Source organism: Arthrobacter sp. P1_B11 (genome assembly GCF_056406715.1).
Genome location: NZ_JBFTZQ010000048.1, coordinates 1 through 19,540 on the forward strand (window position 1 = coordinate 1; position 19,540 = coordinate 19,540).

A 19,540-nucleotide genomic window follows, 5' to 3' on the forward strand; every position below is an offset into this window, starting at 1 on the left:
GGTCCCTTGAACAGTTCAAAGATCAACATGAGTCGCTGATCAATCCTGCCAGCATTGCCGAGGCCTTCTACTACCTCCATCAACAGGACCGATCAGCCTGGACACATGAACTCCAACTGACCTCCGCCGCAACCAAGCCGAGTTTCTAGGACATCGCGCCCGGCCACGCTGTGGCTCCGGGACGACAGGTTTGGGCTGGCAGTGCGGCGTTGCAACTAATTTTCCTACCCAGCTGTACTCAGGGAGTCGGACCTCGGCGTGGTTGCCCGTCAAGCAACGTTGAGAAACCGGATTGGCTGCTTGCCGATCGCCGAGACCATGACTCAGGCAGTCGAGGCTGCTGTGATGGTAGCGGGTGTGGGCGGGCTCAACTGCTCATCCCAACGCTGGCTACAGCCGACGCCTGCACGGCCGCCTGGGAATGGTCCCGCCAGCAGAATTCGAAGACGCGCATTACAGTAGAACTTCGAGCCCCGAACAGGTGGATGGCGGCCACCTAAGAGGTCTCCGCAAGAACTGTGCCGGTCCATGGCTGATGATTGATTACTGCGGCGTGATCCGCAAGAAGGAGTTTACTCAGATGGCGTCAACCACTAGCGGCGACACTGCATCATCTGGGGAGCACCGGACAGTTGCTCGGGTGATGTCGATCCTGGAAAATGTACTGGCAAGTGATCCTCAGGGCATGCGGCTCGGAGAAATAGCGGCGGTACTTCAAGCGCCGAAGTCGTCGGTGCATGGACTGGCGAAGGGGCTGGTGGCGAACGGGTATTTGCGCGAGGAAGGCGGCCGCTATGTTCCAGGCCCCGCGATTGCGTATTTTCTTGCCGCTCGAACTTCTGTCCTTCCATCTGCGTACCATTCTGCGCTGGAACAGTTGTCGGCTGAGTGGAATGAAACGGCGATGCTCGGCACTCTTGTGGGGGAATCAGTCGTTTACATCGACAGTGTCGAACCGCGGTCCCTTGTTCGCGCCGCCACGCAACTCCATGTCCGCCGGCCGCTCTGGCCTGGCAGTTCGGGAAAATGCTTTCTCGCGTTCATGGACCCGAAGCGTTCAGAGGCATATCTGCGCGCGAATCTTCCGCCGGTCGAAGCAGAGCGCGCACGCACTCAACTAGAACAAATTCGAGAGAATCGCTTCGCAATCAACGACGGTGAGGTTGACGCGGATTTCATCGGCATTGCCAGTCCAGTCATCTTTGGGCAGACGCCCGTCAGACTCTGCATCTCGTTGGGTGGTCCCGTAACCCGCGTGCGTGGTCAGCTTGATGAAATGATTCAAAGCGTCCTTGAAACGGTCGAGTCCGTGGCTTCGCGTACCGCGGCCTGACTTAAGCGGCCTGACTCTAGCGGGTCGCCTCAGCCTCAGCTTCGCTCGATTGGGCCTTGTGAGCCTGCGGCGGAACTATGGCCAAGGAGGCACTGGACCGCGGGACGGAGGGTCGGCCCCGCGCACGCGTTAGGAAAAGGAGCGGATGCCACCAAGCTACTTGGCTTTAAGGGCGTACTGCTGATAGGGGACAGGGTTTGGATCCGGACGGATTCCTCGTTTACAAGGCCGATGCACCCCGGGCTGTGTAAAACCAAGAATTCCGGCGTTCTTTGTCCACGGTCAACAGCAGAGGACCTCCATTGACCTGTTCAGGAGAAGAACGCCGGAATCCCTGTGGTCTGGATGTTCCGCTGACCCCGGACTACCCGGGCTGGACCAAAAGGAAGTACGGCTGCCTGGCGCCGGGAGCAGACCGCACGGGTGAAGCCCATGTTCGATTCCTCTGACGGGATTTTCGGCCACGGAACGGTCCATGCCAAATTTCCCGTCACCTGCGCGGAGGTATCCGCGGGCGCGTTGGCGGCCATAATTGCTGACAGGGTTGGCTGCCATGGCGGACGCGTCCCTTCAAACACACCATCAGCCCCTCGGACCCAGACAAGGTGTCTATCTCACCCGCCCGGAGTTCAATTCCGAAAGCCCGGGCCCGTCTTTCCGGGACACCACCTACCTGCGCACGATGGCGGGGTGTTGGGAAAATGCCGTCGCCGAGCCGGCGTTCTCGCCCTGAAAAACGAGTTCTATCACCACAGATAGCCACCGACAGGGTTGCCGCGGAGGCCACGTTACATCCACCCGGCACCAGCGACGTCTAACTTCAAGATCCAAGACAGCCGCCACGCCGCGGCCGCTTAACCAAAAAGAAACCAACTCGACGGTCACGGCGGTGAGAGGTCCTGCGCGCTGCACGCCCTTGAGGAGAACCCCGACCTGGAGCCGGGGTTGACGATCACCTCCATTCGTAATAACGTACAAGCGTCCCTATTCAAGTACGCAGGCCGCCCCTGGACGGGCGGTTGGGCGGGCCTCCTGCTCTCTTAAGAAACGAAGAGGAAGAAACCGATGACAGACGCGCTTAGCCCGCTTAAAGGGGTCGAGGTATCTCCAAGACCGCTTACTCAGGTGAGCAGCAAGTTCGACCGATTGTTCATCGGCGGGGAGTGGGTGCATTCGAGTGGTCAGACCATGATCGAGGTGGTGTCTCCCAGCACGGAGGAGGTGATTGCGCACGTGCCAGATGCTAACAAGATGGACATCGACCGCGCGGTTGCTGCGGCGCGCCGGGCGTTCGACAGCGGACCCTGGCCACGCATGAGCGTGGAGGAACGCAGCGACGTCCTTCGTCGAGTACGAGATGCGCTGGAACAGAACTGCGAATCCATCGCCCAACTGATTGCTTCAGAGCTCGGGGCCCCAATTTCGCAGTCCCGCAGGATTCAAGCTGCGATGCCAGTGGCAATCGCTGACGCCTATCTTGAGGTTGCCAGGACATGGCCCTTCCACGAAGTGAGACATGCTACGAATGGCAGCGCGATCGTCACGCACGAGCCCGTCGGTGTAGTGGCAGCCGTGATTCCATGGAATGGTCCGGTCGGGTCGTGCGCAATAAAGTTGTTTCCCTCGCTTCTCGCCGGATGCACTGTTATCCTCAAGCCTTCGCCCGAGGCGCCTCTGAGCACCTACTTCGTGGCCCAATTGATGCAAGCGGCAGGTCTGCCCGATGGTGTACTAAACGTTGTGCCAGCCAAAGCTGAGGGGAGCGAATACTTAGTCGGGCACCCGGACGTGAATATGGTGACGTTTACCGGCTCTACGGCCACCGGCCGCCGAATCGCCGAAATATGTGGACGGGACCTTCGGCGAGTGGCCCTAGAACTGGGTGGAAAGTCTGCCGCCCTCATCCTAGACGACGCAGATTTGGACCTCACCATGGCGGCGCTTCGCATGGGGTCATTGCGCAATAGTGGGCAGATTTGCAGCCTGAAGACCCGCATTTTGGTATCAAAGCGCCGTGAGGCAGAGGTTGTGGACCGTCTCAGTGAGATGGTTCGTTCGATGCCAGTCGGTGATCCGTTCGATGAACGAACCGAGATCGGGCCCATGGTGAGTCACCTCCAACGGGACCGGGTAGCCAAATACCAGCAAATCGGCATTGACGAAGGCGCAGTTCCGGTTGTGGGCGGCGGCGGCAAGCATCCGGGATTCGAGCGTGGCTATTATGTGGACCCTACGCTCTTCGTGAGGGTCCAGCCCAACATGCGTATCGCTCAAGAAGAGATCTTCGGGCCTGTTTTATCTGTTCTCGCTTACGAGACCGAAGAAGAAGCCATTGCGGTGGCAAACAACTCTCGATATGGCCTGAGTGGTGCCGTCTTTGGTGAGGACCTTGATCATGCATGGGATATCGCTCGTCGAATGCATACCGGAACCGTCGAGCTGAACGGCAGTTCTGCAGGGTTCATGGCGCCTGCTGGTGGTGTGAAGTCAAGCGGAATTGGACGTGAGTATGGACCCGAGGGCGTCCTCGAGTTCGTCGAGAAGAAAGCCTACGGCCTGCCACTTGGGAAGGTCGATGAGTTAGCCGCGCGCGTGAAATTCTGACAACAGGCCAGGAGAAAATAGATGCAGGGCATTGTATTCACAGGTAATCGCCGTGTGGAACTCATGGAATTCCCAGACCCGGAACCCCGTCCGGGCGAGGTGGTAGTGCAAATACGCGCCTCAGGGATGTGCGGCAGCGATCTCCACTTTCGTCGCATGGAGCAACCCATGGAGGACCCCATGGTGCCTATCATTCAGGGCCACGAACCGTGTGGAGTCATTCACTCGGTGGGTGACGGTGTTTCACCCCAGGTGGCTACGGTTGGCAAGCGCGTGATGATCCATCACTACTGGGGGTGCGGAGTCTGCGAGGAATGCCGGTCAGGGTGGCCCCAGATGTGCACAGGCATGATAGGTAGGGTACCGACGCGCAATGAACACGGAGGCCATGCACAATACATGAGGCTTCCGGCCCTCCAGACGATGCCCCTCCCGGATGAGCTCAGTTTCAGGGCTGGCGCGGCAATTGGGTGCGGAACGGGCACTGCGTGGGGGGGGATACTTCGGGCTGGGCCTATTCAAGGGAAAACCGTGGCAATCCTTGGGCAGGGACCCGTAGGCCTTTCTGCCACCATGTTCGCATCCGCTCTAGGAGCTCGGACAATAGCGGTTGATCTTGCTGAAGAGCGTCTCAACAAAGCGAAGACTTTCGGGGCTGACGCTGTGATCAACGCCAAGGACACTGATGTCCTTGGCGCGATGTTGGACCTCACCCGCGGACGCGGGCCGGATGTAGTCCTTGAGACCACAGGAGCTTCCCGTGCGGCAACTCAGGCGATCGATATGGTGGGCACTTGGGGAACGGTGTGCTTTATCGGACTTGGTGCCGACGTAACATTCAACACCACCGCCACCTACAAGAAGCAAATTTCACTCAAGACTTCTTGGACGTTGTCAACGGTCGAACTGATTCGCTGTGCCAACTTTGTTGTAGAGCATGATTTGCGCGTCGACGACTTGTTCAGCCACAGCTGGAAGTTGGACCAGGCCGTTGAGGCTTACGAATGGTTCGAAAAACAGTCGGACGGAAAGGGTGTGTTCGAGTTCTGAACCGGATTTCTCGATGGCGGCTATGGCCTCGGCGCCCTCCTCGCGCCACGCACAGTCTTACCAAGCGGGTGGATCAGGTTCAGTGCCCCGAACATCAGATAGCGGGATCTCCTGGGTCTGGAGACTGGCCGGCGCAAGTCGAGGGCGGTCATGCACTCTACTCGCCTTCGGGCAAATCCATCGGCGCGCATCTGCCGACATTGCTAAACCACGGCACCCCTCCAGCCGACCCTCGCGTCCTGCGGTAGCCACCCCGCGCATATCAGCATGACAGCGCCTCCCGTCGATCACGACGCGGCAGCCAACGGATGATGCAGGGAAACGGACGCAAAGAGCGGTCCAGGACAAATCAGCCTGCCCTGACCGCTCACCCTTGCCCTTTTGACAAGGAACAGGTACATATCCGTTGTAGTAGTTCCTCAAGGACCTCCGGCATAGATTTGAGCGACCACGCTCATCTCGATGCACAGGAGGTCCTCGTGTTCTACGCAACCCATACCAACGCCGGCCTGACACCGAAGGCGAGTGGAAGAGCTCGCCCGTTTGGTCCTCGACGAAGGCTGGACGCATTGCCGGACAGAGGAACGGTTTCGGTGCTCGCCGGGCACGGCGAAGAAGTGGGCCGACCGGGTATCGTGCCTTCGGCGAGGATGCCATGGGTGATGCATCCCTGTGACCGCGCCGGCGCCCGAACCGCACCAGCACGATGAGCAGCGGATCGTCGCGCTCAGGTCACCCGCCGAAGGGGGCCCACCGCATCGCAGTGCGTGTTCGTCTGGCGCGTTCTACCGTCGGCAAGGTCCGTACTGGATCCCGTGTGCCCCGGTTGGCGTGCGTGGACCTGGGCACCGGACTGTCCGCGCGTAAGGGCACTCCACAACGCTACGAGCACCGGGCCCCGCGACTTGATCCACGCGGACATCAAAAAGCTCGGACGCACCCCAACGGCGGCGGCCACCCTGCCCAAGGCCGGGCCAAGGGCAGAGGGAACCGCCAGGCCAGAACCCGCTACGTGTATCTGCACCCCGCGATCGATAACCACTCTCGCCTACTCCGAAGTCCTCAATGATGAGAAGAAGGGAACCGCCTCATTCTGGGAGCGCGCACCGTAGTCTTCGCCGTCCACGGAAATAGCGTGAAATCGGTCCTCACAGACAACGGCCCCTCCTACCATTTCCGGGAATTCGGCGGCCCTGAGCCCGCACATCAAGCATCGCCGGACCTGTCCCCACCGGCCGAATAGGAATGGCACGCTCGAGCGCTTCAATCGCAGTCCGACGTCACTGCCCCTACCTGCAAGTCGCTGTTGAACGTTACTGGTCGCTAGTCCCCGACGCCCCCCAGTGCATCTCCCTTACCGCTTCTTTAGAAGCTAGAGCCGCCATCTTGACACCACTGACATATAGACGTACCGTCCATATATACGTTTACGCATTCGTATAAATGAACAAGCGCTTTAGGCGCGCATTTTTAGGAGTAATCATGACGTCCTCCGCCAACCCGTGGACTGCGACCCCGGCCAAATACCCAATCGACGACCGGCAAGGCTAGTAGGCATGGCGACTAATACTTCTCGAGTTGTCGGACCTCTGGCGGACTTCCGTGCGCTGATGGTCGGTGAATCACGCGTCTGTCGCTTTGCCGCGGATATTCTTGCCGGTCTGGCCGTGCTCCTTATACCGGATGAGAGTGCAGAGGGCCTGCCGCTTCACAGTCTGGAGCGACCTGCTGCCGCCCGCCGGGCTTTATCTGACCCCCGCGCCGTCGACGCCGTCATCGTGGTGGGCTCGGCACAGCGGGCGGCCGAAGTTGGCCTCGACGCAGAATCCTGTTTCCGGGCAAATCCCAATCTCATTTACGTGCATGTCGAGGATGAGGGTGACGCGCACGTCACAATGCCATTCGATGGGCGTTCCGAACGGTCGACAGACCCGCTTGTGGCGGCATCTCTTGGTGCGGTCTTAGGATTCAGCGACCCTGGCGAGCCCCGTCCTGTCGAGCTTCCGGTTTCGGACTTCGCAACCGCCCTTTCACTGTCACTCGGCGTGGTTGCAAGTCTCATCACGGCCGCCAACGCAAGTGGACCACACGTCGTCCAACTGTCGCCGTCTGACGCTTATGGCCTTCTGACGGTGGATGCGATCACGCAGGCAATGGTCGACGGCGATAACGTCACTAGAACGTCACGTCATCCGCAGGCGCAACTCTTCGTCGCCGAGTGCGCCTGCGGTTCAGGAATGACAGTTCAAAACTCTTCGTCGCAGGAATTCTGGACTAGATTCGCGACAGCCCTCGGCAGGATGGATCTCACAGGCCTGCCGCAGTTCTTGACTTACCATGATCGGGTCCGCAATTACTTTGAGCTCCAGAAAATCGTCTGCTCTGAGATGTCGCGGCGCACGGCCGCGGAGTGGGAAGAGATCTTGGAAGCCGCTGACGTCCCGTTCTCGCCGTTTCTGACACCTGCCCGAGCGATGGCTCATCCGCAGTTCGGCGCTCTCGCCCTGGACGATTCAGACTGCGTCCCATCAGGTAAATCCCTGCTGCGGCCTTTGCGATTCGACGGTCAACGGCCAACTGCCCACACGAGGAGTTCTCTGTCATGAGTATGCCACTGTCGGGGATCCGTGTGATGGACCTCGGAAGTTTCCTTGCAGCCCCCTATGGAACTGCAATTCTCGCCAGCTTGGGGGCTGATGTCATAAAGGTTGAACCGTTACCTCCGGGAGAACCTTACAGGCGCGGGCGTGGTACGGCAGACGAGTACTTTGTGCAGTACAACACTGGCAAGAAGAGTATCTCGGTGGATCTGAAGAATCCGTCGGGCCGAGCCGTAGTCGATCGCTTGTTGGAGACGTGCGACGTTCTTGTACACAACATCAGGCCGGGTAAGCCCGAGAAGCTTGGACTAGGGTTCGAACAGCTCGCACCGCGTTTTCCCCAACTGGTCTACGCTGCGGTGTCCGGTTTCGGAAGCGTCGGGAAACTTGGCAGTCGCCCTGGCTACGACAGTGCTGCCGAGAGCCTTTCGGGGCTCTACTCACTTCTTGCCCCGCGGGGATCGTTTCAGGCCGGAGGGTTGCCACTGGCTGACACCACGACGGGGGTCGTTACGGCGCTGGGTGTGTGTGCGGCGCTAGCGCGCCGTTCCCGCAGTGGGTTGGGCGGGTTGGTCGAGACCTCGCTCGTCGAAGTTGCGGCCATGCTCGCCACAGAGGGGATGGCACATCACAACGATCATGAGAATCCTGACGTCCGGGTCAACGAAAGTGGTATCACTTCCCCCTCTTCTTACTCCGCCCGGTCCCAGACATACTGCCTGACGTGTGCTGACAAGGTCCTCATTGCGCTTGCCCTGGGTGACTCAGAAGAACACTGGTCCGAACTGACCCAGCTGTTGTCACTCCATTCTCCGACCGCGCTGTCTCTGTTTCGCGATCTCGACTACTGGGAACGCGTTCCCGAGCACCGTGCAATCGGAGATGCGCTCCAGGAGGCGCTCGTATGCGTCGACTCAACAAGTCTGCTGGAATCTCTCAGCCAGCGTGGCATTCCAGCGACGAGAATCCGTTCCTACCGGGAATCCATCCTAGACACCGGTGGCGCGGTTTCCCGAGTGCTACAGGAGATGCCGGGCCAGGTGGATCTCGTCCGCCCCGGGTTCCGGGTCGATGGCGAGTGGCCCTACCGCATACCGCGAGTCCCTCGGATCGGCGAAGACACGCGGGAACTTCTGACTGAACTGGGACTTGGCCATGAAATCGAGAGACTGTCGGCGGATCAGGCGATTCGCTGCGCGCCGAGACGAGATCTTGACGCCGTTTCCCGCTGAAGCAAAAGCGACGTCAGTCCGCCTCCAATACACGGAAATACAAAGAAGATTCAGTGACCTTGGCTCGTCCAAGGGTGACAGATGAGGAGAGACAGTGAAGACACTGCGTTCGTTGTTGTTCGTACCGGGCCATCGAGGAACTTGGGTGGAGAAGGCAGTCGCGTCAGGCGTGGACGGTCTGATCCTCGATCTCGAGGACTCCGTGCCCGAGCATCTCAAGGATCAAGCCCGCCACGAAGTGGCCAGCTCGGTCTCTCGCTTGCGCGAATCCGCCTCGAATGTTGCCGTCTACGTCCGTCTGAACTCTTTGGAGTCCGGCCTCGCCGGCGATGATCTTGAGGTCCTCGCAGTCGAGGGTGTCGACGGCTTCGTGCTCCCAATGGTCTACAGCGTCGAGGACATTGTGCGGTTTGACGGGCTCGTCACCCATTTCGAGCGACGCAACGGAGTAGCGAAGGGGACCTTCGAATTCATCGTGTCGCTGGAGACTGCTGAGGCGTACGCCAACTGCGAGAACATCGCCCGGGCCACAAGAGTGGCCACCCTATTCGCTGGGGTCGGACGAGACGGGGACGTAGCGCGCTCGATCGGGTTTCGGTTCACGCCCGGTGGCCTCGAGACGATCTACCTTCGCAGCCGCGCGCTATTGGCTGCTCGCGCGGCGGGCATAGAGGTCCCCCTGGCCGGCCTGTGGCAGGACTTGTCGGATCACGAGGGCGCCCGGGCGTTCGCGCAGCAGAATCGCGACCTGGGTTTTCGGGGGCAGGTGATGATTCACCCCTCGCACGTCAAGGTCGTCAACGAGATCTACAGTCCATCGGCGTCTGAGATGGAGTTCTACGGTGGAATGATCAGGGCTTTCGAGGCGGCCGAGGCCGAGGGAGCCGCGGCGGTCTCATACGAAGGGATGCACGTAGACTATGCGCACGTCAAGACGGCGCGAGAGGTTTTGGACTACGGTCGCCGCCTCATGGAACAAGATCATCTATCCGATGCGGCTGCGGGCCGCTGATCCGAGGCAGACGTGCCAAGTCCACCGGGCGCTCCGGAGGGAGCTAAGCGTCACCGATGCAAAGGACGGCAAGCAGAGACTTCTCGCCGCCCTGGCCGACCCCGCACAACGTACCGAGACGGATAAAGCTTTAGTAGTCGTCACTCATTCGTCTCACTGACCAGCCGAAAGGATGCACGATGCTAGACAAATATATGGATTGGCATGATCGATCTTCGAGAACAGCCAGCAGAGGGGCTCGCTGGAATCAGCCGAGCCAGGTCCAGTACACGCAGTATGAGAAACGGGAACGAACAGTGAGCGTACATATGGAAAGGGACGGGACCTCGGACATTTGGGGCGGAATATCGACGCAGGGGTTCTCGCGAGTGCTCGTCGGCTCGAATGACCCCCTACTGTCGGCTGGCTTGGCCCAGGATCGGGCGGCGGGCGCTACTGAGGTCGCGGCTCCCGGAGCGTCAGTCACCTATGGGAAGGCTGGGTCCCTATGACCGCCTTTGTGTTGCTTTCGGAATACACCGCTCCAATCGAGGAAGTCGACAACATCCGGCCCGAGCATCTGCTGTGGGTGCAACAGCAGGTTGAAAGCGGCCGTCTGATCGTCGCAGGCAGGCGGCACCCGGTCACTGGCGGGGTCATCATAATCGAAGCAGAAAACGAAATGGAAGTGGGCTCAATCGTTATGGCGGATCCGTACGTAGTGAGCGGGGTAGCTCGCTATCAAACGATTCCGTTCGATCCAGCCTTCAGTCGTCAGGGCATCGCGGCTGATCTGGGGATCATCGGGGGCACCTGAGGCCTTGGGTCGACCTTTATGGCACGGGCAAGAAGACGGCCACAGACGGCGCACCCCACACTTTCCTGTCGACCACAACCCGCAGCGCGAAGACCAGCCACTCGCCCCGAGTCACCGGCGGCGAAGCTTACCCAACCCGCGCCGAGAACGCCGAGCTGCGGGTACAGAGGACCAAGATGGCCACCGCGAGCGCGAAATCCTACGCCTGGCGGCCAAGCGTTTCGCTGGGGGACGAACTGGTGACCCGCTTCGGGTTCGTCAGCGGGTCGCTGTGCGTCCAGGCGGTGACGGTCCCAATCGGCAGATGCGACGGCATCAGCAGCTTCGCTCTGGGTGGTGGCGGCAGTCATAGTCATCAATTCCTTGGTGATGGTCTGCGTGATTCACCTCGGCGGGACCGACTGGCCTCGCCGAGGGCCGGAGGACCATTCCAGGTTTGCCTAGCGGGCTGGATGCCGCGTCTGTTGCGTTGAACGCGTGGTAGATCTGGCGGGCGAGATAGCGGTTGAGGCAACGGCGGATCGCCTTGGCGGCGTGGCCTTCAGCGCGCCGTTTCTCGACGTAGCGCGGGCGGTGGGGTCGTGGGTCATACGGGTGCTCGTGGCGATGTGCGCGGTTCAGACGCCGGTCACTCCGCGGTTCACAGACGCCGTACGTGTGGACAGGGCAGACCCTTCGATGGGCCCATCGGAGCCTCAAGACCGAACGGCCGCAGTGGTGGAGGAGCCGTGACACTGCCAGTCGAAAACAAGACTCGCCAGCACGACCGCCACACCCGGACGGCACCCGAACCAGCGGCCCCCACCAAAGAAGTTGGGAGCCGCTCACCACTGCCCCCTTGACAAACCTTCCCACATATCAGTTAGAAGCAAAGGTCGACGTGTTCGAGGTGTTTGACTTGGGGTGCTCCGGCGAAGTGGGAGCCGACGAGTTCGCGGCATTTTGCAAAGGCTTCAGAGTTGCGGAAGCTAACAGTGTGGTCCTCCACAGTGGCCCACCCGACAGTGAGGGTGTACTCCGCGGGGACCCCAATTGACCGAGCCAAGCGGAAGCTCAGCGCGCCGGGAGCGTCCTGGAAGAGCGGAACAGCCTGGGCCACCGCACCTTCGAAGGCAAGTGCAGAACCGGGCTTGATGGTCAGGGTCGCTGTCTCGTGAATCATGTGCCTACTCCTGCTTCTTGTGCTACGGCGGCGGGGGTGAGTTGGAGGTCTTCGATCGCGAGGTCGGCGAACATCTGGGTGTGTTCGGTGTCGTACCAGGGCCAGATGATGGGGGTTCCGCGGCGGTCCAGGTACCAGTTATCGCACCCGTGGGCCCAAACGGTTTCCTCGGCGGCTGTGCTGAGCCGTTCGCGGAAGGCATCCGTTGCCTCGTCAGTTGGGCCAAACGGCAACCCTCTCGGCCCGGCGTTCCGGTTTCTGAAGTGAGAATCCCTGCGTTGAGTCGAGAAGGTGTGTCAGGCGGCGGTGCGGGCAATCGTGACCTCCGTTCCGAGCCTTTCGACCTGCCGGATGAGGGCGGCCGAGTTGATGATCGGGTCCTGGCCGGCGCACTAGCCAGTCTGCTCCAAGCTCGGCATATCGGGTCCCCGTCATGGACGGTGTTCCAGCAGGCGGTGAAGATGTCGTGCCGGGTTGCCCCGAGTGCCTTGAACGTCCCTCGCCTACTGGGGTCCGAGTGGAAATGGGCGGCAAGGTAGGTCCCCTTGGTCCGTGCAGCGACCTGGGCTGTTTCTGTTAGGGCAGTCCGCAGTGCGACCGGTCCGTGGCGTGCGCGGCCGGAGTGTGTTTTGCCACCTTAGGCGCTATTGCCGGAACAGATCCCGGCTCACGACGCCAGTGGGCGGCTGAGGGGAAGACACTCATATCGATCCAGATTTCCGCGATGAGAGAGATCGCAACCTTTCTGCCGACTCCGGGGATGGTTTGGACGAGTTCGAGGACGGGTTCGTATTCGGCTACTCGTTTAGCAATTTCATCGTCGATCAGTTGAGTTTGCTGCTTAAGGAAATGATGTGAGCGAGCATCTGCTTCACCAGGACCCCGTGGTGCGAGACCCGGAAAGTACCCGTGAGTGCATTTCGGAGTTGAGGGATTTTGGACCGTAGTCGTCCCAGCGACAGATCAGCGAGAACAGCCGGCTCGCTTTGTCGGCAAGCATCGCCTCGAGGATCGTCCGCCCGGACCTCGACAGGACCGTCGAAGCGACGCTTGACAGAGTTTGATTCCGGCGCCCTGCAAAATCTTTTCCAGCCGTTGGATGGCGCGGGTGCGTTCCTCCACCAGAGTCCTGCGGTACCGGGTGATCACGCAGTTCCCGAATCGGCGGCGGCGCAAACGACGGCCGAAGCAAGCCATATTCGACCAGCTGCCCGTCCGCGCCAAATCGGCGACGTCAGGGCGCCAAGGGCGCATCGAAGTCCCGCCCGGCGAATAAACAACCAGAATGCCCCTGAGCTTATGCAAGGAACGAGGGACCACCCCGGATTCTCATCCGTCCAGGTGCGGCCGAAAGCGCCGCACATTCTCACTATGTTCGGTTGGCGTTAACAGTTCCCGATGCCAGCCACAAAAGGGGAGACGCTGCCCGGAGCCAACGACTCCCCGGCCAGCGTCTCCACATCCAACTATCCGCGTTGCGCGTCGCGTCCTTGTATACGACCAGTCCTAACACGAACCCCTACGCGCCCAGCCGACGCGCCCGATGCTGCGATTTATTCACCATTCCCGTAAGAGTAAAAAACCCAGCGAAGGACGCTTACCCGACGTATGGCGACCACTGCTTCTTTAGCCATTCATCCCAGTATTGCTGCGTCCACTCGGCGTTGTCATACGTTTGGACTTGGCCCCACGGGATTGCTCCGGGGATGGAGATCGGAAGCGAGATCGGGGCGTGCCTTTCGACCATGAGCTCTAGGCCTTGCTTACTCATGAGCCAGTTGGTGAAGACCTGTGCTGCATTCGGGTGCGGGGCGCTCCGCAGGACACCCAGATAATAGGTCGGACCTGTTAGCGCATCCTCGGGAAGGATCTGATCCACGGGGGCGCCCTGCGCCTTGAGGGGACCAACGACGCCGGAGACAACTGGGAATGCGTAGTCCAGCTCGCCCGCGCTGACGCTTTGCACGGCCGGCACCATACTCCCTTGAACCTTTGGTTTGAATTCCGACAGCCTTTTCATAAAGTCGGGGCCGAACGCCCTGAGCCAAACATCGAACTGGAAGGTCGCTGCGACCGAACCGTGCGCATCGTTGATTCCGACCTTGGTGGATCTGGGCAGATCAAGCAACTCGGAAACCGACTTGATCGGTTTAGCGTTTTTGGTGTTGTACGCGATCAACCACGGACTGGTAGCCAGAGCCACGATTCCATTGTCGTTAAGGTGCTGATCCCAACCGACCTGCTTGACCTCTGGGCTGATTTTCATCTCCCCCAGGGCACCGGAGCTGGCGTTGGCCGCGAACCAGCTATGGTCCGCGTGGAAAACGACATCGGCTCCCTTGGCACCGACACTGATCTCCTGCTGCAATCGAGCAACGAGGTCGGCTGTCGGAGCCCGCTCGACTTTGATGGAAATACCCGGGTAGGCCTTCTCAAACTCTTTAAACGTCTCGTTCGTACCGACCGTGGAGGAGTACACCACCACCGATCCTTCGCCCTTCGCAGCATCGACAATCTTCTGCCAATCTGCCGCGTTGGCATCCGTGGGTGCACCGACGGGGTCCTTGGATGATCCTACTGTCGCGCTCTCACCCCCGCACGCAGTAAGCGCCAATAAACAGATCGAGACGAATGCGATCGAGAGTCGCCGAGTCTTCCTCATCGGCCGTGCAACTCTAAACATGTCTTTCCTTTCAACAATTGACTCATCAGGATTCTGGATGCTCGACTATGGCGAAACGAGGCAGCGTCAGTTCATGGTTTTTGAGCGCGTCTCGTCCGCGACCATCGGCGGCACCTTCATAGGGGGCAACAGCGGGTGAATGGCGATCACAGCGCGATCGCAGCCTTCTGCCCAGATGCATATTGCCCGGATCAACTACGCGAAGCTGGAGCCGACTGCGGAGCCACGCGCTGACTGTGCCGTCTCCAACAGACCATCCGTGGTGACATCTGCATCGGCCGGCCTCGGGTACACCAGTGCGTCGCCGCGATAAAGAAGCACTGACGCACGGGGAAGGACGACATATACGGCCTCGCCGGGGCTGTACTCGTCGCCGACGGCCCCGTCAGCGAACCACTGTGCCCCACCGACGTCGACGATGTACTGCCGCCGTCCCCCGTCTCCTAGCACGCTTTGGGTTACAACACCTTGGAGCTCAATAATCGTGGACCTGTGGCCTTCCCCGCTTGGCCCTCGCCGCAGGTGGGTGTCTCGACCCCGAGCGAATAGCTGCACTTGCTCACCGGTGGCATTATCGGACATCCTCCAGGGGCCACCCCCCACGATCTTCCCTGCATACTCGAGATCACCGTCGTTTTGACTTACGGTGATGCGGTTCCGCACGCCCAAGAATGTCGCGGCGTATGGCGACACTGGCCTAGCGTAAACCTCTGCCGGGCTACCAATCTGCTCGATGCGCCCTTGGCGCATCAGCACAACGCGATCGCCCATCTCAAGCGCCTCTTCTTGGTCATGCGTAATGTGGATCGCGGTGAAGCCCAGCAATCGGTGCAGTCGAAGGAGCTCCGTGCGCAAGGACACGCGAAGAAGAGCATCCAGGTTGCTTAGCGGCTCATCGAGAAGGAGGATGCCCGGCTTGTAGACAAGGGCGCGCGCCAATGCAATACGCTGCTGTTGGCCGCCACTTAGCTCGACAGGCAGACGCTTCGCCACAGCCTCACATTCCAGCGCCTGGAGTACCTCTTTCGCCAGCTTGGCCCGCTCGGGTCTGGAGACACCCCGCATCTTCAGCGGATACATCACGTTTTCCTCGACCGTCATGTGCGGCCACAGCGCGTAGTTTTGGAACACCATGCCGACGTTCCGAAGATTCGGTTGCATGTTGACACGCTTTTTTGAGTCGTATACGACAACGTCACTTAGAGAGATACGTCCCTCCGAAGGATCCTCGAGGCCAGCGAGGCAGCGAAGCAGTGTCGTCTTCCCGCATCCACTGGGTCCAAGGATGACGACGTACTCGCCTGTTCGAATGGACAGGTCGACGTCCTTGATCGCGTCTACCGATTTTCCTCTTGCGACAAATGTGCGGGAGACACCCTGCAGTTCGGCACTGGTCGATTTTTCAGCAACATCCGACAAAGGATCACATCGCTTTCTGGTGAGAATAGAGATATTCAGAGGTTTTTGAGGCTTGAGCGACCGCCGACGGCGAGCGTGAGGCACAACAAGGCTGCGGTGACCACGGTCATCAGCAGGGACATCGCGGCGACCATGGGAAAGGAACCCGTTTCCCAGAACTCGTAGAGAAGAGTCCCCATCACGTGCGTTCCGGGAGAACGCAGCATCACGGACACGGCGAAGTCATGCGACAGAAGGATGAGCATGATCGACAGGGAGGCCGTCATACCGCGCCGGGTTAGCGGAAGGGCCACACCCAGGATCATCCGGAGCTGTCCGGCGCCGCACACCCGTGCGGCTTCAAACAGGGATGGGTGAAGTCCGATCAGGCTGGCGTGCTGCGACCTCAACGCGAACGGCAAGACGATGAATCCGTAGCCGACGATGAACAGGGTCAGGGTCCCGTAAAGCGAGAAAGGGGGCTTGAGGAACACGAAGAAAATAGCCACTCCGAGCATGACTCGTGGCACCGCAAGGGGTGAGACAAACACCATATCGAGGAGATGTCGGACCACCCGCGGTGCTCGGACAACGCCGCTCGTTGCGAGTGCAGCGATGAAGCCAAGAGGAAGAACGACAAGTGCCGCGAGAACGGCCGCGCCCAAGCTGTTTGCGATTGATGATCTGACCGTTGGATCTCCCAAGGCTTTGGTGAGGTTGTCCGTGGTGAGTTGAATCGATGTAGGGTCGCCGCCCCAATACTTGGAGAAGGCGACGACCGTGATCGCGCAAAGCGGAAGGACTACCGTGAGTATGCCGTAACCCACGACACCGAAGAGCGGCCAGTACGATGTGCGCGCGGTCATACCGCCGGCAGCAGCATTCGTCACATATCTTCGCTGGTCGCCGATGACGGCGCGCTGAACGAGGACTGCAACTATTCCCATGATCACCAGAGGCATTCCAAGCGCTGCCGCCAGGGCGTAATCAACCGGAAAGTGCTCACGCAGCCGGAACACTTCCGTCGCTATCACTTTGATACCGGAAGGGCCTCCCAGGAGAATCGGTGCAGTGAACTGGCCCAGCCCGATAAGGAAGGAAACCACGAGTGCTGACACCAAAGACGGGCGCAGCAGGGGAAGCCGTACCGTCAGGAATGCACGCAGACCAGATGCGCCGCACACGCGGGCAGCTGCGTCCAGCGAGCCGCTGATTTCATGCATCCGGGCGAAGACGAAGGCGAAGACAATCGCCACAAGCTCCATGCCTGTCACCAGCACGATGCCGGTCGTCGAGTAGATGTTCAGCGGCCCTTCCGAGAGTCGGTCGAGGCCCGGGAGGCTCCGCAGAAACGTGTTTCCGTAGCCTGTGTTGGGCGCAAAGATGAAGATCCAGCCAATGTTGAGGGCTACCGGTGGTATGACGAGGGTCATCTGCGGAATGCCTGCCGCGATGCCGCGCCACCTGATCGGAACCCGCATCACGAGGGATGCAAGCGTCACTGCCATTACGCCGGCGATCAGCGTCGATCCCGCAGCCAGTCCTACAGTGGTCAGCAAGACGGTGCCGAGGTTTGGCAGACTCGGAAGGTCCCGAAGGGCCCGAGCTCCTTCCGAGAAGCTTTGTGCATAAAACACGACAACGGGCAAAACCACAATGAGGGCAAGCGCGACGGTAAAGGCGTACCAGGGGAGCGTGCCAGCATAGCGTCTGATCATGCTGGATACCGTGCTAGGAGATTCTGCAATCGGCGATTCATCGGCCGATCTAGGGGGCGCTGGTGCCAGAGCGGTTCTGGGAGACGAACTCATGCGACTTTCGCACCTTTCTGCGTCGTTGGGGGAAGGGCGTTGCCGGACCTCTGGGCGGGCAACAGTCGAAGGGTTTCCCTGAAGACTGGCCACTGACTCTGCAGTTAGCAAACTGCCGGGGGAGGTCGAAGCACTTCTTGCGCACGGCGGGGAACGAGTTGTCACTGCAACAGGAATCTGCGCCAGGAATTCGCCAATGCGTACAGCAATACGATAATTTGAACAGGTCGTGTTGTCAATATCACACCCTATCGACAGGGCTCGAGTGGAACTGCGGGTACTGGATCCGGTAGTTCCGCTTTACTTCGCACTCGGTTTGGGCATCCGTGGGCGCGCAACCCACCGGGTCCGGCGCGGCTCGGCAGCGCCACTGGACGCCACGCAGCTTCGTGCAGGATGGGTCAGTGGGGGCGCACGAATGGCTGCCAGAACGAATGCCCGCGAGAACAGGTCGGTGGAAAGTGGATCAATTTTGACTCCGCAACTGAAGAGCATGCCAGCGAGATGCCGGAGTGTTGGTCCAACACAGACTGGTTACGCCGCAGGGACCAGCCCCTAACAGTCCTACAGTTGCCGGATGAACTCTCGCCCAAGCCAACTAGTGGTCGAATATGTGGGCCAGAGGCCGGCCCACAGATAACCATAAGTGCCCAACAGACGGCCCGGGTGGAAAGGCTTCGACCTGGGCCAGCGCAGGCAGCTAATCAGTTCCTGGACTAATGGGGCGGGCGTGGTGGCCGTCGGGCGTCTGGCCGCCCCCGGATCCGGGGTTTGCCCGGGCGGGCCGCCGTCACCGGGAGAGAGTCAGTCGGGTATCTGTCACGGGCACATCGATTTCATGGCCCTTTGGGGTCACATTGGACGCTACGCGGCGGTCCGGGGTGGTGTCCCCGAGCAGCCGGGCGATGGCGCCGAGGTAGCTTTTGCGGATGTGCGTCAGTGCATCCTCGGGCGAAGGGAACGGCGGCTCACGGCTCCTGCCCATTCCTTCGGCACCTGAGATGGTGACGCCCCGCCTGGCCGTCGCCGTGCTGGCCGCGTTCCGGGCTAGGGCGATTCGGGCTTGCCGGGAGAGGACCCGTGTGTCCGTGGTTCCAGGACGGTGTCTGCCGCGAACCATGCGAACCGGGCGCGGTCGTACGCAGACTTCGCCTCAAGGGCGAGTGCCTGCACCTCTGGCAGTGGCAGGCTTTGAGGCTCTGCGGGTAAGTGCCGACGAAATCGGTACCAGGCCGTCAGGCTGTCCGGCATGGCGATGTCTCAGTCCTCCAGAAGATCGATGCGTCGTCCGTGCCAGCGCCGAGGAAACTCGACATTGCCTGTCCGGTGCGGGTCGGCGCCGGTGCCGTAGCCGCGGGTTCGGTGATCGGGCCTGGCCGTCCTCCAGTTCTGGGACGGCCGACGGTGTTGTGTGAGTGCGTTGTGTGGCTTGACGCTCGGCGCGTCCCGTGCGGGCGGTCAGGATTCGATTGATCTCGGCAGGGAGATCCCTGTCGGGCACCGTTGCGCCTCGCCTGTCGATGGCGTTCTTCGCAGCAAGGACATCGCGGGAAAGGGTCCGACAAGGTGCGTGGACAGTGCCCACGTCGGCATCGAGCCGTGAAGCCCGTATCTCAGTCAGGGGTTCGACGCCGGTCTGCGGGGCGCTCCCTGTTGCCTCATTGCAATACCTCCGGGAAGAGTGATTCGTTGCCTCATCTGAAAACCTCCGGTTGGCTCCCTTCGTTGCCTCATTGAAAAACCTCCGGGAGATCAGTTGTTCCAGGCCCTGTTGACGGGTTTGAGCGCTGCTGGTTTCTTCGCCAGGGCCAGAGTTTCCAACTCGGCGGTGAGAGCGAGGATTTGGCGCGACAGTGCCC

The 19,540-nt window shown here is 60.5% G+C and carries 14 protein-coding genes and 1 pseudogene; 8 read left to right on the forward strand and 7 right to left on the reverse strand.

Annotation, left to right across the window (positions count from 1 at the left end; genetic code table 11):
* The first annotated feature begins 535 nt into the window (after positions 1-535).
* From AC1D14_RS22095 to AC1D14_RS22130, 8 genes and pseudogenes are all read left to right on the forward strand, one after another.
* The gene (locus AC1D14_RS22095) at positions 536-1,333 is read left to right on the forward strand and encodes an IclR family transcriptional regulator (protein ID WP_476969188.1); all 798 of its coding nucleotides are present in this window, start codon (positions 536-538) and stop codon (positions 1,331-1,333) included.
* 1,065 nt (positions 1,334-2,398) lie between these two features.
* Positions 2,399-3,937 (forward strand): aldehyde dehydrogenase, encoded by a 1,539-nt coding sequence (locus AC1D14_RS22100; protein WP_476969189.1) that lies wholly within the window; start codon positions 2,399-2,401, stop codon positions 3,935-3,937.
* Positions 3,938-4,000: 63 nt separating this feature from the next.
* Entirely contained in the window at positions 4,001-4,987 is a 987-nt protein-coding gene (locus tag AC1D14_RS22105; protein ID WP_476969200.1) for a zinc-binding dehydrogenase, read from the forward strand.
* Between the two features lie 479 nt (positions 4,988-5,466).
* Positions 5,467-6,261: pseudogene (locus AC1D14_RS22110) on the forward strand (transposase family protein); the annotation flags it as partial.
* A 282-nt stretch (positions 6,262-6,543) separates the two neighbouring features.
* Positions 6,544-7,593 (forward strand): CoA transferase, encoded by a 1,050-nt coding sequence (locus tag AC1D14_RS22115; protein WP_476969190.1) that lies wholly within the window; start codon positions 6,544-6,546, stop codon positions 7,591-7,593.
* On the forward strand, positions 7,590-8,819 hold the full coding sequence (locus AC1D14_RS22120) for a CaiB/BaiF CoA transferase family protein (RefSeq protein WP_476969191.1): 1,230 nt from the start codon (positions 7,590-7,592) through the stop codon (positions 8,817-8,819). Before AC1D14_RS22115 ends, AC1D14_RS22120 begins: the two co-directional genes overlap by 4 nt.
* Before the next feature lie 94 nt (positions 8,820-8,913).
* Entirely contained in the window at positions 8,914-9,831 is a 918-nt protein-coding gene (locus AC1D14_RS22125) for an HpcH/HpaI aldolase/citrate lyase family protein (RefSeq protein WP_476969192.1), read from the forward strand.
* A 487-nt stretch (positions 9,832-10,318) separates the two neighbouring features.
* Positions 10,319-10,627 carry a YciI family protein gene (locus tag AC1D14_RS22130; protein ID WP_476969193.1) on the forward strand — a complete coding sequence of 103 codons (309 nt, stop codon included), beginning with the start codon at positions 10,319-10,321 and terminating at the stop codon, positions 10,625-10,627.
* 862 nt (positions 10,628-11,489) lie between these two features.
* On the opposite strand, the gene AC1D14_RS22135 is transcribed toward AC1D14_RS22130, so the two are convergent.
* The 7 genes from AC1D14_RS22135 to AC1D14_RS22165 form a co-directional block, all read right to left on the reverse strand.
* A complete protein-coding gene (locus AC1D14_RS22135; RefSeq protein WP_476969194.1) occupies positions 11,490-11,789 on the reverse strand; it encodes an antibiotic biosynthesis monooxygenase family protein in 300 nt (99 codons plus the stop codon).
* Positions 11,786-12,022: a hypothetical protein gene (locus AC1D14_RS22140; RefSeq protein ID WP_476969195.1), complete on the reverse strand. Its 237-nt coding sequence runs from the start codon at positions 12,020-12,022 to the stop codon at positions 11,786-11,788. The genes AC1D14_RS22135 and AC1D14_RS22140 overlap by 4 nt, the downstream gene beginning before the upstream one ends.
* Positions 12,023-12,365: 343 nt before the next feature.
* The gene (locus tag AC1D14_RS22145) at positions 12,366-12,617 is read right to left on the reverse strand and encodes a transposase (RefSeq protein WP_476969201.1); all 252 of its coding nucleotides are present in this window, start codon (positions 12,615-12,617) and stop codon (positions 12,366-12,368) included.
* A gap of 769 nt (positions 12,618-13,386) precedes the next feature.
* Positions 13,387-14,472 carry an extracellular solute-binding protein gene (locus tag AC1D14_RS22150; RefSeq protein WP_476969196.1) on the reverse strand — a complete coding sequence of 362 codons (1,086 nt, stop codon included), beginning with the start codon at positions 14,470-14,472 and terminating at the stop codon, positions 13,387-13,389.
* Positions 14,473-14,667: 195 nt separating this feature from the next.
* On the reverse strand, positions 14,668-15,891 hold the full coding sequence (locus AC1D14_RS22155; protein WP_476969197.1) for an ABC transporter ATP-binding protein: 1,224 nt from the start codon (positions 15,889-15,891) through the stop codon (positions 14,668-14,670).
* Positions 15,892-15,926: 35 nt separating this feature from the next.
* A complete protein-coding gene (locus tag AC1D14_RS22160) occupies positions 15,927-17,588 on the reverse strand; it encodes an ABC transporter permease (protein WP_476969198.1) in 1,662 nt (553 codons plus the stop codon).
* Positions 17,589-18,471: 883 nt separating this feature from the next.
* Positions 18,472-18,666 carry a hypothetical protein gene (locus AC1D14_RS22165; RefSeq protein WP_476969199.1) on the reverse strand — a complete coding sequence of 65 codons (195 nt, stop codon included), beginning with the start codon at positions 18,664-18,666 and terminating at the stop codon, positions 18,472-18,474.
* Between the last annotated feature and the right edge of the window lie 874 nt (positions 18,667-19,540).